This is a genomic window from Streptomyces sp. NBC_01390 (assembly GCF_045040105.1).
Lineage (GTDB): Bacteria > Actinomycetota > Actinomycetes > Streptomycetales > Streptomycetaceae > Streptomyces.
In genome coordinates this window covers 8,534,989-8,550,605 of the sequence record NZ_CP109551.1, presented here as the reverse complement: position 1 = coordinate 8,550,605, position 15,617 = coordinate 8,534,989, and the positions used below count along the sequence as shown (strand labels likewise).

15 protein-coding genes are annotated in these 15,617 nt (G+C 68.6%); 3 read left to right on the top strand and 12 right to left on the bottom strand.

Annotated features, from left to right (window positions below; translation table 11 throughout):
- Positions 1 to 61: 61 nt before the first annotated feature.
- From OG241_RS38600 to OG241_RS38590, 3 genes are all read left to right on the top strand, one after another.
- Positions 62 to 1,270, top strand: a complete 1,209-nt coding sequence (locus tag OG241_RS38600) for a sensor histidine kinase (protein WP_405822205.1) — start codon at positions 62 to 64, stop codon at positions 1,268 to 1,270.
- Positions 1,267 to 1,935 carry a response regulator gene (locus tag OG241_RS38595; protein WP_405822203.1) on the top strand — a complete coding sequence of 223 codons (669 nt, stop codon included), beginning with the start codon at positions 1,267 to 1,269 and terminating at the stop codon, positions 1,933 to 1,935. The genes OG241_RS38600 and OG241_RS38595 overlap by 4 nt, the downstream gene beginning before the upstream one ends.
- Positions 1,936 to 2,063: 128 nt before the next feature.
- The gene (locus tag OG241_RS38590; RefSeq protein WP_405822201.1) at positions 2,064 to 3,884 is read left to right on the top strand and encodes a glycosyl hydrolase family 18 protein; all 1,821 of its coding nucleotides are present in this window, start codon (positions 2,064 to 2,066) and stop codon (positions 3,882 to 3,884) included.
- Between the two features lie 81 nt (positions 3,885 to 3,965).
- Here OG241_RS38590 and OG241_RS38585 read toward each other — a convergent pair whose 3' ends face one another.
- From OG241_RS38585 to glyA, 12 genes are all read right to left on the bottom strand, one after another.
- Positions 3,966 to 4,412 carry a DUF2550 domain-containing protein gene (locus OG241_RS38585; protein WP_405822199.1) on the bottom strand — a complete coding sequence of 149 codons (447 nt, stop codon included), beginning with the start codon at positions 4,410 to 4,412 and terminating at the stop codon, positions 3,966 to 3,968.
- A gap of 131 nt (positions 4,413 to 4,543) precedes the next feature.
- Positions 4,544 to 4,918 carry a F0F1 ATP synthase subunit epsilon gene (locus OG241_RS38580; RefSeq protein WP_006381675.1) on the bottom strand — a complete coding sequence of 125 codons (375 nt, stop codon included), beginning with the start codon at positions 4,916 to 4,918 and terminating at the stop codon, positions 4,544 to 4,546.
- A 129-nt stretch (positions 4,919 to 5,047) separates the two neighbouring features.
- Entirely contained in the window at positions 5,048 to 6,484 is a 1,437-nt protein-coding gene (gene atpD / locus OG241_RS38575; RefSeq protein ID WP_405822197.1) for a F0F1 ATP synthase subunit beta, read from the bottom strand.
- Positions 6,484 to 7,401: a F0F1 ATP synthase subunit gamma gene (locus OG241_RS38570; RefSeq protein WP_330287744.1), complete on the bottom strand. Its 918-nt coding sequence runs from the start codon at positions 7,399 to 7,401 to the stop codon at positions 6,484 to 6,486. Before OG241_RS38570 ends, atpD begins: the two co-directional genes overlap by 1 nt.
- A gap of 20 nt (positions 7,402 to 7,421) precedes the next feature.
- Positions 7,422 to 9,014, bottom strand: a complete 1,593-nt coding sequence (gene atpA, locus OG241_RS38565) for a F0F1 ATP synthase subunit alpha (RefSeq protein ID WP_405822195.1) — start codon at positions 9,012 to 9,014, stop codon at positions 7,422 to 7,424.
- A gap of 163 nt (positions 9,015 to 9,177) precedes the next feature.
- Entirely contained in the window at positions 9,178 to 9,993 is an 816-nt protein-coding gene (locus OG241_RS38560) for a F0F1 ATP synthase subunit delta (protein ID WP_405826672.1), read from the bottom strand.
- A 2-nt stretch (positions 9,994 to 9,995) separates the two neighbouring features.
- Complete coding sequence (locus OG241_RS38555; RefSeq protein WP_405822193.1) at positions 9,996 to 10,556, bottom strand: F0F1 ATP synthase subunit B; 561 nt, start codon at positions 10,554 to 10,556, stop codon at positions 9,996 to 9,998.
- A 42-nt stretch (positions 10,557 to 10,598) separates the two neighbouring features.
- On the bottom strand, positions 10,599 to 10,823 hold the full coding sequence (gene atpE / locus OG241_RS38550) for an ATP synthase F0 subunit C (RefSeq protein ID WP_018521144.1): 225 nt from the start codon (positions 10,821 to 10,823) through the stop codon (positions 10,599 to 10,601).
- A 75-nt stretch (positions 10,824 to 10,898) separates the two neighbouring features.
- On the bottom strand, positions 10,899 to 11,738 hold the full coding sequence (gene atpB / locus OG241_RS38545) for a F0F1 ATP synthase subunit A (RefSeq protein ID WP_405826670.1): 840 nt from the start codon (positions 11,736 to 11,738) through the stop codon (positions 10,899 to 10,901).
- Positions 11,739 to 11,948: 210 nt separating this feature from the next.
- Complete coding sequence (locus tag OG241_RS38540) at positions 11,949 to 12,386, bottom strand: hypothetical protein (protein WP_405822191.1); 438 nt, start codon at positions 12,384 to 12,386, stop codon at positions 11,949 to 11,951.
- A gap of 322 nt (positions 12,387 to 12,708) precedes the next feature.
- Positions 12,709 to 14,067 (bottom strand): MraY family glycosyltransferase, encoded by a 1,359-nt coding sequence (locus OG241_RS38535; RefSeq protein WP_405822190.1) that lies wholly within the window; start codon positions 14,065 to 14,067, stop codon positions 12,709 to 12,711.
- A gap of 126 nt (positions 14,068 to 14,193) precedes the next feature.
- The gene (gene glyA, locus OG241_RS38530; protein ID WP_405822188.1) at positions 14,194 to 15,447 is read right to left on the bottom strand and encodes a serine hydroxymethyltransferase; all 1,254 of its coding nucleotides are present in this window, start codon (positions 15,445 to 15,447) and stop codon (positions 14,194 to 14,196) included.
- Between the last annotated feature and the right edge of the window lie 170 nt (positions 15,448 to 15,617).

Sequence of the window (15,617 nt, the reverse complement as noted above, 5' to 3'; positions counted from 1 at the left end):
GCAGTTCGGGACCCTTCCAAGGGATCAGGCGGGCTGCGCCCGGGCCGTGTTGGATGGAGGCATGGCCCAGCGACTCCCCCGCCCGCACCGCGACGACGTGCGCATCGCGCTCGCGGGGCTGCTCGGCGGGCTGCTGATCTGGGGCGTCGGTCTCGGCACCCGCACGGCCGGTGACCCTCTCGTCCTCCTGGACGGGCGCTGGCTGATCCTGCCGCCACTGGTCGTGACCGCCGGCTGCGAGCTGCTCCGGCGGATCCGGCCGCGTACCGCTCTGCTGGTCGGTACGGCCGCGCTGACCGTGGACGTCCTCACGCGGGGCAACCTGGTCACCGTCGTGATGTTCACGGACCTCGTGTACGCGGCCGTCCTGTACGGCCCGCCGGCCACCGCCCGCCGGGTCCCCTGGATCACCGGGCTGCTCTCGGTGGCCGCCGCGATCGTGCCCCTCGCCGTCTGGCGGGTGCCGGAGGCGCTGCTCATCGGTGTGGTCGTGGGCATCGTGGCGTTCACCCCGGCCGCCACCGGTCTGATCGTGCGCAACCATCGCGATGCCGCCGTCTCCGCCCGGCTGCGTGCCGAACAGACCGCGCTGCTGGCCGAGTTGGACCGCACGCAGGCGGTGACCTCCGAACGGGCGCGGATGGCAAGGGAGTTGCACGATCTGGTCGCCAACCACCTCTCCGCTATCGCGATCCACTCCACGGCCGCGCTCTCCCTCGACGACCCGGACACCTCGAAGCGGGCCCTCGGTGTCATCCGCGAGAACAGCGTGGCCGGACTGGCGGAGATGCGCCGCCTGATCGGCATCCTGCGCGACAGCGGCGGCGACCTGGAACCGACAGCGTCCCCGACGCTGGACAGCCTCGGCACCCTGGTCGACGGTGCCCGCGCCAACGGCCTGGACATCACCCTCGACACCAACGCCAACGCCAACAGCGACCACGCCGCCCTGCCCGCGCCGGTCGAGCTGGCCGCATACCGCATCGTCCAGGAGTCCCTGACCAACGCCCTCAAGCACGCCTCCCCCGGCCGGGTCTCGGTGGCGCTGACCCGGCGGGACTGTTCGCTGAGCGTCGCCGTGACCAGCCCGTACGGCGATCACGCCGGCCCGCGCGCCCCCGGCTCGGGCGCCGGTCTGGTCGGGATGCGGGAGCGGGTGGCGCTACTGGGAGGCACTTTCACGGCGGGGCCGGACGGCGCCCACTGGGCCGTGCGAGCGGTGCTGCCCCTCACCGAAGCAGAACGGGAAGGCGGAGGAGAAGGCGTATGACGGAATCAGGACGGGTGGACCGGGCGATCCGGGTGCTCGTCGCCGAGGACCAGTCGGCCGTACGGGCCGGGCTCGTCCTCATCCTGGGCAGCGCGCCCGGCATCGAGGTGGCCGGGGAGGCCTCGGACGGGGAGCAGGCGGTCGCGCTGGCCCGTGAACTGCGGCCGGATCTGGTGCTGATGGACATTCAGATGCCGCGTCTGGACGGGGTGTCGGCGACCCGGCAGGTGGTGTCGGAGGGCCTGGCGGACGTGCTTGTCCTGACCACCTTCGACCTCGACGAGTACGTCTTCGGGGCGCTGCGCGCGGGAGCCGCCGGTTTCCTCCTGAAGGACACGGAGGCGAAGGACCTGATCGACGCCGTCCGGACGGTGGCGCGCGGCGAGGGCCTGATCGCCCCGGCGGTCACCCGGCGTCTGATCGCCGAGTTCGCCGCCGGGCCGGTCCGGGAGCCGAGGGCCGACCCCGCCGTCCTGGACGCCCTCACCCGGCGCGAGCGCGAGGTGCTGTCGTGTCTCGGCGAGGGGCTGTCCAACGCGGACATCGCGGCCCGCCTCGACATGGCCGAGGCGACGGTGAAGACGCACGTCAGCCGCCTGCTGGGCAAGCTGGAGCTGCGCAGTCGGGTCCAAGCCGCGGTATTGGCACAGGAGTTGGGGGTTTAGCGACTCGGAGGCGGCTTTCCGCGAAGTGGTCCAGACCTATTGACCCGTGGTCCAGACCTTCCTATTCTCGCGGCACTGTGGGTGCGAAGGCTCAGTCGCGCCCCCTGACACCTCCAAGGAGGCGCGGCATGCGCTTCGCACGCAGATGTACGGCAGGCCTGACAACCCTGCTGCTCCCCCTCGCGGCCATGGTCGGCCTCTCGACCCCGGCACAGGCGGCCGCCTCGGCCACCGCGACCTACGCCAAGACCCAGGACTGGGGAACCGGCTTTGAGGGCAAGTGGACGGTCGCCAACACCGGTACCACGTCGATCAGTTCATGGACGGTCGAGTGGGACTTCCCCTCCGGTACGTCCGTCACCTCGGCCTGGGACGCGGACGTGACGTCCAGTGGCACCCACTGGACCGCCAAGAACAAGTCCTGGAACGGCACCCTCGCCCCGGGGGCCACCGTCTCCTTCGGCTTCAACGGCGCCGGCCCCGGCTCACCCGCCAACTGCAAGCTGAACGGCGCCAGTTGTGACGGCGGCTCGGTCCCCGGGGACAACGCCCCCTCGGCGCCCGGCACTCCGACCGCCTCCGGCATCACCAACACCTCGGCGAAGCTGAGTTGGAGCGCGGCCACCGACGACAAGGGCATCAAGAACTACGACGTCCTGCGCGGCGGCACCAAGGTCGCGACGGTGACGACCACCACGTACACGGACACGGGTCTGACCGCCGGTACGGACTACTCGTACACCGTCCAGGCCCGGGACACCGCCGACCAGACCGGACCGGTGAGCGGCGCGGTCGCCGTGCACACCACCGGCGGCACCACCGACCCGCCCACCGGGAACAAGGTCAAGCTCGGCTACTTCACCGAGTGGGGCGTCTACGGCCGCAACTACCACGTGAAGAACCTGGTCACCTCGGGCTCGGCGTCCAAGATCACCCACATCAACTACGCGTTCGGCAACGTCAAGGACGGCAAGTGCACCGTCGACGACACCTACGCCGCCTACGACAAGGCCTACACCGCCGACCAGTCGGTCTCCGGCGTGGCCGACACCTGGGACCAGCCACTGCGCGGCAACTTCAACCAGCTCCGCCAGCTGAAGGCCAAGTACCCGAACATCAAGGTGCTGTACTCCTTCGGCGGCTGGACCTACTCCGGCGGCTTCGCGCAGGCCGCTGCCAACCCGGCCGCCTTCGCCGCCTCCTGCAAGTCGGTCGTCGAGGACCCGCGCTGGGCCGACGTCTTCGACGGCATCGACATCGACTGGGAGTACCCGAACGCCTGCGGCCTGACCTGTGACACATCGGGTGCGGCCTCGTTCAAGAACCTGCTGTCGGCGCTGCGTACGACGTTCGGGTCGAGCTACCTGGTCACCGCGGCCATCACCGCCGACGGCTCCTCCGGCGGCAAGCTCGACGCGGCCGACTACGGCGGCGCCTCCGCCTACGCCGACTGGTACAACGTGATGACGTACGACTACTTCGGCGCCTTCGACGCGGACGGCCCGACCGCCCCGCACTCGCCGCTCACCTCGTACGCCGGTATCCCGGTCGCCGGCTTCAACTCCGCCGACGCCATCGCCAAGCTGAAGGCCAAGGGCGTCCCGGCGGCGAAGCTCCTGCTGGGCATCGGCTTCTACGGCCGCGGCTGGACCGGCGTCACCCAGTCCGCCCCCGGCGGCACGGCGACCGGCGCCGCACCGGGCACGTACGAGGCGGGCATCGAGGACTACAAGGTCCTGAAGACGTCCTGCCCGGCCACCGGCACCATCGCCGGCACGGCGTACGCGTACTGCGGCAACAACTGGTGGTCGTACGACACCCCCGCGACGATCGCCGGGAAGATGGCCTGGGCCAAGAACCAGTCCCTGGGCGGCGCGTTCTTCTGGGAGTTCAGCGGCGACACGAGCAACGGAGAGCTGGTGAACGCGATCAGCGGCGGACTCGCCTAGCTCACACCCGCAAAAGGCGGCGGGGCGGGAACCGTACGTAAGGTTCCCGCCCCGCCGCCCCCGTATGTCAGGCCCAGTACGTCAGGCCACGTTCACCTGTTGCCCGGGAGGCGCCGCCTCCAGCCAGGCCAGGAAGCCGGTCAGCGCGTCGTCGCTCATCGCCAGCTCCAGTCTCGTCCCCCGATGGAGACAGGCCAGCACCACCGCGTCCGAGAGCAGGGCCAGCTCCTCCTCGCCGTCGGGGGCGCGGCGGCCGGCCACCTCGATCGACGCGCGTTCCAGGACGCGGCGCGGACGCGGGGAGTACGAGAAGACGCGGTACCACTCGATGCGGTCGCCGTTGTAGCGGGCGACACCGTAGCCCCAGCCCTTGCCGCTGGGGTCGGGTTTCTCCGGCACGTCCCAGCGCAGGCTGCAGTCGAACGTACCGCCGGAGCGTTGGATGAGCCGGCGCCGCAGCCCGAAGACGAACAGGCCCACCACCACGAACGCCACTACCAAGCCGCACACAGTCAGAGCGAGGAACATCGACACCGACCTCCTCGTCTCCTAGGTAACGGAAAGGAAAAAACACCCGGATTCGCCTCAGCCGCGGCCAGGACCGGCGCAAACCGGTCCCAGCCGCGGCTGAGGCAAAGCATCACACTGGTGCGCTGTGGTCAGCGCGCCGCCACGGCCCGCAGTCGGACGTCCGCACGCCGCTCGGCGGAGGCGTCGCCCTCCGCCTTCGCGCGCTCGAGCTCTCGCTCCACGCGCTGGACGTCGATCTCGTCCGCCAGCTCGGCGATCTCCGCCAGCAGCGACAGCTTGTTGTCCGCGAACGAGATGAAACCGCCGTGCGCCGCGGCGACGACCGTTCCACCATCACTCGTACGGATGGTCACCGGGCCCGACTCCAGCACACCGAGCAGCGGCTGGTGACCGGGCATGACGCCGATGTCGCCGGACGTGGTGCGCGCGACGACCAGGGTGGCCTCGCCGGACCAGACCTTACGGTCGGCAGCGACCAGCTCGACGTGCAGCTCAGCAGCCAAGGTTGGCTCCTCGGGTCACCACCCGGCTGTTGTACCGGGTGTTGGGTTCAATTCTAGTAGGTGTGCGGAGAGGGGCAGGACGCACCCCGTGAAGGGTGCTCCCCTGCCCCTCTCCCAAGAGCGCGGGGGTCAGGAGACGCCCAGCTCCTTGGCGTTGGCCGTGAGGTCCTCGATGCCACCGCAGAGGAAGAACGCCTGCTCCGGGAAGTGGTCGTAGTCGCCGTCGATGATCGCGTTGAAGGCCACGATCGACTCGTCCAGCGGCACGTCCGACCCGTCGACGCCGGTGAACTGCTTGGCGACGTGGGTGTTCTGGGACAGGAAGCGCTCCACGCGACGGGCGCGGTGGACGACGAGCTTGTCTTCCTCGCCCAGCTCGTCGATACCGAGGATCGCGATGATGTCCTGAAGGTCCTTGTACTTCTGCAGGACCGTCTTGACGCGCATCGCGGTGTTGTAGTGGTCCGCCGCGATGTAGCGGGGGTCCAGGATGCGGGACGTGGAGTCCAGCGGGTCCACGGCCGGGTAGATGCCCTTCTCGGAGATCGGACGGGAGAGAACCGTCGTCGCGTCGAGGTGGGCGAACGTGGTGGCCGGGGCCGGGTCGGTCAGGTCGTCCGCGGGGACGTAGATCGCCTGCATCGAGGTGATCGAGTGACCACGGGTCGAGGTGATGCGCTCCTGGAGGAGACCCATCTCGTCGGCCAGGTTCGGCTGGTAGCCCACCGCGGAGGGCATACGGCCGAGCAGGGTCGAGACCTCGGAACCGGCCTGCGTGAAGCGGAAGATGTTGTCGATGAAGAACAGCACGTCCTGCTTCTGCACATCGCGGAAGTACTCCGCCATGGTCAGACCGGCCAGGGCCACGCGCAGACGGGTGCCCGGGGGCTCGTCCATCTGACCGAAGACCAGGGCGGTCTTGTCGATGACGCCCGAGTCGGCCATCTCCTCGATGAGGTCGTTGCCCTCACGGGTGCGCTCGCCGACACCGGCGAACACGGAGACACCGTCGTGGTTGTTGGCGACGCGGTAGATCATCTCCTGGATGAGCACCGTCTTGCCGACGCCGGCACCGCCGAACAGGCCGATCTTTCCACCCTTGACGTACGGGGTGAGAAGGTCGATGACCTTGACGCCGGTCTCGAACATCTCGGTCTTCGACTCGAGCTCGTCGAAGCGCGGGGCCTTGCGGTGGATGGACCAGCGCTCGCCCGAGTACGTCTCGTCGGAGTTCAGTACCTCACCGAGGGTGTTGAACACCTTGCCCTTGGTGAAGTCACCGACGGGGACGGTGATGCCCGTACCCGTGTTGGTGACGGCGGCCTGGCGGACCAGACCGTCGGTGGGCTGCATCGAGATCGTGCGGACCAGGCCGTCACCCAGGTGCTGGGCGACCTCCAGGGTCAGCGTCTTCTTCGCGCCGTCCAGGGCCGGGTCGGCCACCTCGACGTGAAGGGCGTTGTAGATCTCCGGCATGGCGTCGACGGGGAATTCCACGTCGACGACCGGGCCGATTACCCGGGCGACGCGGCCCGTGGCAACGGCCGTCTCAACTGTCGTCGTCATTACCTGTCACTCCCCGCGGTCGCGTCGGCCAGGGCTGCGGTGCCACCGACGATCTCGCTGATTTCCTGGGTGATTTCGGCCTGTCGGGCCGCGTTGGCAAGTCGGGAGAGCGTCGTGATGAGGTCTCCCGCGTTGTCGGTGGCCGACTTCATCGCGCGGCGCGTGGCGGCGTGCTTGGAAGCAGCCGACTGGAGCATCGCGTTGTAGATACGGCTCTCGACGTACCGCGGCAGCAGGGCGTCGAGGACGTCCTCCGCCGACGGCTCGAAGTCGTACAGCGGAAGGATCTCGCCCTTGCCCGTCGACTCCGCGGCCACCTCGTCGAGGCGGAGCGGCAGCAGACGGCCGTCGACCGCGTTCTGCGTCATCATCGAGACGAACTCGGTGTAGACGATGTGGAGTTCGTCCACGCCGCCGTCCGCCGTCTCCTTCTCGATGGCCTCGATGAGCGGAGCCGCGACCTTCTTGGCGTCCGCGTACGTGGGCTGGTCGGTGAAGCCCGACCACGACTCCACGACCTTGCGCTCGCGGAAGTTGTAGTGGGCCAGACCGCGGCGGCCGACGATGTACGTGTCGACCTCCTTGCCTTCCGCCTCAAGGCGCGCCGTCAGCTGCTCGGCGGCCTTGATCGCGTTGGAGTTGAAGGCGCCGGCCAGACCGCGGTCGCTCGAAAGGAGCAGGACCGCGGAACGGGTCGGCGTCTCGGCCTCGGTGGTCAGCGGGTGCCTGGTGTTGGACCCGGTGCCGACCGCCGTGACCGCGCGGGTGAGCTCGGTCGCGTACGGCGCGGAGGCCGCCACCTTGCGCTGCGCCTTGACGACACGCGAGGCGGCGATCATCTCCATCGCCTTGGTGATCTTCTTGGTCGCGGTGACGGATTTGATGCGACGCTTGTAGACCCGGAGCTGGGCTCCCATGAGTCAGGTCCCTTCCGTCGTCACTTGGCCGCGGCGGCCGGAGCGTCTTCGCCGAGAAGCTTGCCGTCCGAGGTCTCGAACTGCTTCTTGAACTCCGCGACGGCGTCGCCGATGGCGGTGATGGTGTCGTCCGACATCTTCGCTCCCTCCTTGATGGAGGTCATGAGGCCCTGCTCCTTGCGGTGCAGGTACTCCAGGAGCTCCTTCTCGAAGCGGCGGATGTCGCCCACCGGCACCTCGTCCATACGGCCGGTGGTACCGGTCCAGATGGAGACGACCTGGTCCTCGGTGGCCATCGGCTCGTACTGAGCCTGCTTGAGCAGCTCGACCAGTCGCTGACCCCGCTCCAGCTGCGACTTCGACGCGGCGTCCAGGTCGGAACCGAAGGCGGCGAACGCCTCCAGCTCACGGTACTGGGCGAGGTCGAGGCGCAGTCGGCCGGACACCTGGCGCATGGCCTTGTGCTGCGCGGAACCACCGACTCGGGAGACGGAGATACCGACGTTCAGCGCGGGGCGCTGACCGGCGTTGAACAGGTCCGACTCCAGGAAGCACTGGCCGTCGGTGATGGAGATGACGTTGGTCGGGATGAACGCCGAGACGTCGTTGGCCTTGGTCTCGACGATCGGCAGACCGGTCATCGAGCCCGCGCCCAGCTCGTCGGAGAGCTTCGCGCAGCGCTCCAGGAGACGGGAGTGCAGGTAGAAGACGTCACCCGGGTAGGCCTCACGGCCCGGCGGGCGGCGCAGCAGCAGGGACACTGCGCGGTAGGCGTCGGCCTGCTTCGAGAGGTCGTCGAAGATGATGAGGACGTGCTTGCCCTCGTACATCCACTGCTGGCCGATGGCCGAACCGGTGTACGGCGCAAGGTACTTGAAGCCGGCCGGGTCGGACGCCGGGGCGGCGACGATGGTCGTGTACTCCAGCGCGCCGGCCTCTTCGAGGGCGCCACGCACGGAGGCGATGGTCGAGCCCTTCTGGCCGATGGCGACGTAGACGCAGCGAACCTGCTTCTTCGGGTCGCCGGTGCGCCAGTTGTCGCGCTGGTTGATGATCGTGTCGACGGCCAGCGCGGTCTTGCCGGTCTGACGGTCGCCGATGACCAGCTGACGCTGGCCGCGGCCGATCGGGGTCATCGCGTCGACGGCCTTGTAGCCCGTCTCCATCGGCTCGTGCACCGACTTGCGCGCCATGACGCCCGGAGCCTGCAGCTCAAGGGCGCGACGACCGCTGGTCTCGATCTCGCCGAGGCCGTCGATCGGGTTGCCGAGCGGGTCGACGACGCGGCCGAGGTAGCCCTCGCCGACGGCCACGGACAGGACCTCGCCGGTACGGGTGACCGGCTGGCCCTCTTCGACGCCGCTGAACTCGCCGAGGATGACGGTACCGATCTCGCGCTCTTCGAGGTTGAGCGCGAGACCGAGGGTGCCGTCCTCGAACTTCAGCAGTTCGTTGGCCATGGCCGAGGGCAGGCCCTCGACCTTCGCGATGCCGTCGCCGGCAAGGGTGACCGTACCGACCTCCTCGCGCGAGGCCGCGTCCGGCTTGTACGACTGGACAAAGGTCTCCAGCGCATCCCGGATCTCCTCCGGCCGGATCGTGAGCTCCGCCATCTGGGTTCCCTGCTCTCCTTGTTGGGCCCGAAGTTTCACTTGGGGGGATGGGGACTCCCCCCAAAAAGAGGTGAATCCTCTGCACGGCCCAACCAGGGCCGTAGTCAAGTACGTACTACGAGTATTGAGTTGCTGCGTTCTGCGTGGCTGCCGGGCGGGCTGGCTAGCCCGCCATGCGGCGGCCGGCGTCCTCGATGCGGTCCGCGATGCTGCCGTTGATGACCTCGTCGCCGACCAGCACCCGGATCCCGCCGAGGACCTCGGGGTCCACGTCCAGGTTCAGGTGCATCTGACGGCCGTAGAGCTTCGCGAGGGCGGCGCCGAGGCGCTGCTTCTGCGGGTCGCTCAGCGGAACCGCGGAGGTGACGACGGCGACCATGCGGTCCCGGCGCTCGGCGGCGAGCTTGGACAGGGACTCGAGTCCCGCTTCCAGGCTACGTCCCCGCGGCGCGGTCACAAGGCGCGTCACCAGACGCTCGGTCGTGGCGGCGGCCCGGCCCTCGAGCAGGCTGCGCAGCAGCTCGCCCTTGGCGCCGGTGGTCGCGGCACGGTCGGTCAGCGCGGCGCGCAGCTCGGTGTTCGAGGAGACGATCCGGCCGAACCGGAACAGCTCGTCCTCGACGTTGTCGAGCGCGCCCGCCTGCTGGGCGGCCGTGAGGTCGGCGAGGTCCGCCAGCTCCTCCAGCGCGTCCACCAGGTCACGCGAACGCGACCAGCGGGAACGCACCATGCCGGACACCAGGTCGGTGGTGGGCCCGCCGACCTGGCCGCCGAGGAGACGCTGGGCCAGCTCGGCCTTGGCCTCCCCGGACTGCGCCGGGTCGGTGAGGACCCGACGCAGCGACACCTCGCGGTGCAGCAGCGCGGTGACCGAAGCCAGCTCCTCGGACAGCTTCTTCGCGTCGGCGGACGTCGAGTCCGTCAGCGCGTCGAGACGCTCCCGTGCGGCGGCGGCAGCCTCGCGACTGGCTCCGTGCACGGTCATCGAGTCGCCTCGGCCTTCGCCGCGGTCTCGTCGAGGCCGTCGAGGAAGCGGTCGATCACGCGGCTCTGCCGGGCGTGGTCCTCAAGGGACTCGCCGACGAGCTTGCCGGCCAGCTCGGTCGCGAGCTTGCCGACGTCCTGACGGAGCGCGGACGAGGCGGCCTTGCGGTCGGCGTCGAGCTGGGAGTGACCGGCGGCGACGATCTCCTCGCGCTGCCGCTGGCCTTCCGCGCGCATCTCGGCGATGAGCGTGGCGCCCTGCTCCTGCGCCTCCTGGCGCAGTCGCGCGGCCTCGTGCCGAGCCTCGGCGAGCTGAGCCTTGTACTGCTCGAGGACACTCTGGGCCTCGGTCTGAGCGGCCTCGGCCTTCTCGATACCGCCCTCGATGGCCTCGCGCCGCTCTTCCAGAACCTTGTTGATGGTCGGGAGGAGCTTCTTGGCGAGGAAGCCGAAGACGATGACGAAGGCGATCAGGCCGATGACAAGCTCCGGCCACGGCGGAATGAGAGGGTTTTCCTTCTCCGCCTCGGCCGCCAGCTGAACCAGTGCGTGGTTCACATCAGTGCCTTTCGTCGAATGGGGCTGTCGTCGTGGTTCGTCTTAGTAGACGAACGGCATGACGAGGCCGATGAGGGCCAGCGCCTCACAGAACGCGAAGCCGAGGATCTGGTTGGCGCGGATCAGGCCGGCCGCTTCGGGCTGACGAGCGAGAGCCTGGGTGCCGTTACCGAAGATGATGCCGACGCCGACGCCGGGACCGATGGCCGCAAGACCGTAACCGACGGAACCGAGGTCACCAGTGACAGCAGCAAGGGTCTGGGACATGCCAGTTCTTCCTTCTCTTTACGGACCGGTGGGGGTTGGCCACCGGACGAGTTGGGGGTGCGTAGCGGGCGGTGCTCAGTGGTGCTCGGCGAGCGCGCCCTGGATGAAGGTGCACGTCAGCAGGACGAAGACGTACGCCTGGACGGCCTGGATGAAGAGCTCGAAGGCGGTCATCACGATGACCATCACGAACGAGATGCCCGAGTACGCGATGCCGATGCCGTTCAGCATGTACCAGCTGGCGATCGTGAAGAGCAGCAGCAGGGTGTGACCGGCGAACATGTTCGCGAACAGTCGCACGGCGTGCGTGAACGGGCGGACCACCAGGTTCGAGACGAACTCGATACCCATGGCGAGCGGGAGCACCGGGCCCAGCGTCTTGTCGTAGCCCGTGAAGTTCTTCATGGCGCCGACGAAGCCGTGCCGCTTGAAGGTCAGTGAGACCCAGGTGATGTAGACGATGCCCGCGAGACCCGCCGGGTACGCGATGATCGAGGTCACCGGGAACGAGGCGACGGGGACGATGGACCAGATGTTCATCATCCAGATGAAGAAGAAGAGCGAGACGGCAAGCGGTACGTACTTGTCGCCCTCCTTCTTGCCGATCGTCTCGTAGACGATGCCGCGCCGGACGAAGTCGTAACCGGCCTCGGCGACCATCTGCAGCTTGCCGGGAACCATCTTGGGCTTACGGAACGCGGCCCAGAAGAACCCCACCACGATGATGGAACCGAGCAGCGCGAGCAGCATGGGCTTGTTGAAGTAGAGCCCGTTGCCGTCGGCGTCGCCCCAAAGCGGCTCGAACATGAACGAATGCAGGCCCGGAGCCGGGAAGCCACAACCGTCGAAGAGGTGGCAATCGGTCTCGAAGGCGAGCACCTGCGTCGGGTCAGCACTCACCGCGGGCTCCTTCAGCGTGGCGCATAGGTACGGCAACCTCGTTGTGTCGGCGCGGCGCACAGCCGCGGTTCGGCACTGGACTGGTGTTTCGGATGTGGGGGCGGCTGTGGGGCATCAAGCCTCGCGATTGAGCAGGCGTCAGCTCAGATGCCCGCGCCCGCGATGCCGCAGTTGGCACCGGACGATAGCAGGATCTCTCCCACTCGCTTATCCCGGCCCTACCTCTCACGACGAGTGCCCTGTCTTTTCGGGCCTGTCCCCCGTCATGGAGTCGGGTTCAACGTAAAGGATCTTCGCCTTCATGTGGGCTCGCGCCTGCGCCGCGATCCAGGCGAGCGTGCCTGCGACCAGCGTGAGCGCGAAGGCCCTGGGGTTGAACAGCGTCGTGTTCTTGAACGCCGCGAGAAAGATGAACAGCAGAAGAATTTGAGCCGCGTACAGCATCAGGCCCATTGCCTGGAACAGATGCGGAAGCGTTTTGGCAGTGCGCTGCAGAACGTAAAACCCGATTCCCATGAAGAGAATCACGACCAGCGTCGCGACGATCGCCCCGATCGCCCCTTCGGCACCAGCGACCACAGCACTGACGGCGGCGGCGAGAGCGCCGACGCCGGCTGTGGGCACAGCGGCCTGAAGCAGGGTCCGGACGTCATTGGACGGCATGGCGGCAACTCCGCTTTCGCAGGGGGCGTTGGGGTGTCGTCATGGACGAGCGTAGTCCCCGGTTCGAGCGGTGAAACTCACGCCAACCGACCGTCGTATTGCGGTCCTTCGGCTCTGTCCGGGGTTCTCGTGAACCGTATCACAAACTATTTGATGAGGTCTTTACCTCGAAGGTGTGCTCGGTGTCACACATGAGAGTGAACCTGCACGTCTGCGCGGAATCGGCGCCGACTTGTCTGGTATTGGGGGCTTTACCCACCCCTTACTGCCTCTCTGCTCTCTCTGTTTCAAGCAAAGCGTTAGTCAGATTCTTACCTTGCGGTCAGCGCGACGATCCCGCCTTGCGCTGCTCCAGACGCCGTGCACGGGGGCTGATCGCGGTCGCGCCGTTGACTCCCGAGACTCCGGCCCGCACCGGGGCACGGTGTTCCGGTTCCGAGGCCGACTCCCCGACCTCGGCGGCCAGGGCGGGCACCGAGGCGCCGGGCGCAGTCGCCTCGGCCTCCGCCGTCCGGCCGCGCCGGTAGCGCGGCGGCACGAACCGCTCGGCCCAGCGCGGGGTGCGCGGCGTGAAGCGCGGCAGCAGCAGGAGGACGAGTCCGATGGCGCTGAGGACCACCACGCTGAGGACGATCCACATCGACGCGTTGTTGACCGAGTAGGACAGGGCGCCGAAGCCGATGAGCGCCGACCAGAAGTACATGATCAGGACGGCCCTGCTGTGCGAGTGCCCGACCTCCAGGAGCCGGTGGTGCAGATGCCCCCGGTCGGCCGCGAACGGCGACTGTCCGCGCCAGGTGCGCCGCACGATGGCCAGCACCAGGTCGGCGGCCGGGATGGCGATGATGGTGAGCGGCATCAGCAGCGGGATGTAGACCGGCACCATCTGGTGCACGGTGTTGCGCTCGGACCCGGAGAACAGGTTCATCGCGTCCGGGTCCATCTGCCCGGTGATGGAGATCGCGCCGGCGGCCAGCACCAGCCCGATGAGCATCGACCCGGAGTCACCCATGAAGATCCGCGCGGGGTGCATGTTGTGCGGCAGGAAACCGAGGCACATGCCCATCAGGATCACGGCGAACAGGGTGGCCGGGGCGGCGGCCTCGATGCCGTACGAGACCCAGATCCGGTAGGCGTAGAGGAAGAACGCCGCCGACGCGATGCACACCATGCCGGCCGCGAGGCCGTCCAGGCCGTCGACGAAGTTCACCGCGTTGATGGTGATCACGACCAGCGCGACCGTCAGCAGGGTGCCCTGCCACTGGGTCAGCGCGACGTTGCCCACGGACGGGATCGGCAGCCAAAGGATCGTCAGACCCTGCATGACCATGACGCCGGCGGCGATCATCTGCCCGCCGAGCTTGATCAGGGCGTCGATCTCGAACTTGTCGTCCAGAACACCGATCAGCCAGATCAGGGCGGCGCCGGAGAGCAGCGCCCTCGGCTCGTTCGACTTGCTGAACACCTCGTGCAGGTTGGTGAGGTGGTCGGCGACCAGCAGTCCGGCGCACAGCCCGAAGAACATCGCGATCCCGCCGAGCCGCGGAGTGGGTTCCCGGTGCACGTCACGGGCCCTGATCTCCGGCATCGCTCCGGCCACGATCGCGAACTTCCGTACCGGCCCTGTCAGCAGATACGTCACCGCGGCCGTGATGCAGAGCGTCAGCAGGTATTCACGCACGGGCTTCCCCACAGGTCTCGCTGGTCATCCAGGCCCCACACCCTAGCGAGGGACGCATAAGGATGGGGACTTCCGGGTAGCGACGATGGTTGCACGTGCGGCTGTGCACGAGTTGACGACTACCCCTCACCGGCCGGGATACGGCGGAAATCTACCGGTCAGCTCCCGCACTTCTTCACGCGCCCCACCGCTCCCGGCAGCCCCACGGAGCACGCCCGCGAACAGTACGGCGATCCGTGCCATCTCGGCCTCCCCCATCCCCTGTGTGGTCAGCGCCGCCGTCCCGAGCCGCAGCCCGCGTGCCTCTCCATGGGGCAGCGCACAGCAGTCCAGCACCACTCCGGCGGCGGAAAGCAGCCCCCGCGCGGCATGTCCGTCCACGCCCAGGGGTGCCGGATCGACCGTGATGAGATGCGTGTCGGTGCCGCCCGTGGTGACGACCAGCCCCTCGGCGGCCAGCCCCGCCGCCAGCACCCGCGCGTTGGCGACCACCTGATGGGCGTACGCCGTGAAGGCCGGGGTCGCCGCCTCGCCGAAGGCGACCGCCTTGGCGGCGATCGTGTGCATCTGGGCGCCCCCCTGGGTGAACGGGAAAACCGCCCGGTCGACCCGTTCTGCCAGCTCCGCGCCGCACAGCAGCATCCCGCCGCGCGGCCCGCGCAGCACCTTGTGGGTGGTGGCGCAGACGACATCGGCGTACGGCACCGGACTGGGCGCCGCTCCCCCGGCGACGAGCCCGATGGGATGGGCGGCGTCCGCGATGAGGTAGGCGCCCGTCTCGTCGGCGATCTCGCGGAAGGCGGCGTAGTCGATGTGCCGGGGGTAGGAGATGGACCCGCAGACGATGGCCTTGGGGCGATGCGTACGGGCGAGGGCGCGCACCTGCTCGTAGTCGATGAGGCCGCTCTCCGCGTCCACCCCGTAGGGGACGAAGTCGAACCAGCGCCCGGAGAAGTTGGCGGGCGACCCGTGCGTGAGGTGGCCGCCGTGGGGCAGGCCTAGGGCGAGGACGGTGTCGCCGGGGCGCAGCAGGGCGGCGTAGGCGGCCAGAACAGCCGAAGACCCGGAGTGGGACTGGACGTTGGCGTGTTCGGCGCCGAACAGGGCCATGGCCCGCCGCACGGCGACGCGCTCGGCGACGTCGACGATCTCGCAGCCACCGTGGTGCCGGGCGCCCGGATACCCCTCGGCGTACTTGTTGGCGAGCGACGAGCCGAGCGCGGCCAGTACGGCGGGCGACGTGAAGTTCTCGGCGGCGGTCAGCTGCAGCGTCGTCGCCTGCCGCTCGGCCTCCCCGAGCAGCACCTCGGCGAGCTCCGGGTCCTGCCGGCGCAGCACATCAACGGCGAGATCGCCTTCAGGGGCACGCGTGACCGACATGGTGAACTCCGGACGTCGACAGTGACGTACGTCCAATGTAGGCCGCAGCGCCCTGAAGGGGCGCGGGGAACTGCGCGACGGGCCACGAGGGGGGCGCGCCAGCGCCCTGAAGGGACGCGGGGAACTGCGCGACCAGCCACGACGGACCCGCAGCCGCACGACGACCCCAA

Excerpts from the sequence above, each read along its gene's own strand:
- OG241_RS38590 (WP_405822201.1), top strand. The coding sequence starts at position 2,064 with ATGCGCTTCGCACGCAGATGTACGGCAGGCCTGACAACCCTGCTGCTC.
- OG241_RS38585 (WP_405822199.1), bottom strand. The coding sequence starts at position 4,412 with ATGTTCCTCGCTCTGACTGTGTGCGGCTTGGTAGTGGCGTTCGTGGTG.
- atpE (WP_018521144.1), bottom strand. The coding sequence starts at position 10,823 with ATGTCCCAGACCCTTGCTGCTGTCACTGGTGACCTCGGTTCCGTCGGT.
- OG241_RS38600 (WP_405822205.1), top strand. The coding sequence starts at position 62 with ATGGCCCAGCGACTCCCCCGCCCGCACCGCGACGACGTGCGCATCGCG.
- OG241_RS38595 (WP_405822203.1), top strand. The coding sequence starts at position 1,267 with ATGACGGAATCAGGACGGGTGGACCGGGCGATCCGGGTGCTCGTCGCC.
- OG241_RS38570 (WP_330287744.1), bottom strand. The coding sequence starts at position 7,401 with ATGGGAGCCCAGCTCCGGGTCTACAAGCGTCGCATCAAATCCGTCACC.
- OG241_RS38540 (WP_405822191.1), bottom strand. The coding sequence starts at position 12,386 with ATGCCGTCCAATGACGTCCGGACCCTGCTTCAGGCCGCTGTGCCCACA.
- atpA (WP_405822195.1), bottom strand. The coding sequence starts at position 9,014 with ATGGCGGAGCTCACGATCCGGCCGGAGGAGATCCGGGATGCGCTGGAG.
- glyA (WP_405822188.1), bottom strand. The coding sequence starts at position 15,447 with ATGTCGGTCACGCGTGCCCCTGAAGGCGATCTCGCCGTTGATGTGCTG.
- atpD (WP_405822197.1), bottom strand. The coding sequence starts at position 6,484 with ATGACGACGACAGTTGAGACGGCCGTTGCCACGGGCCGCGTCGCCCGG.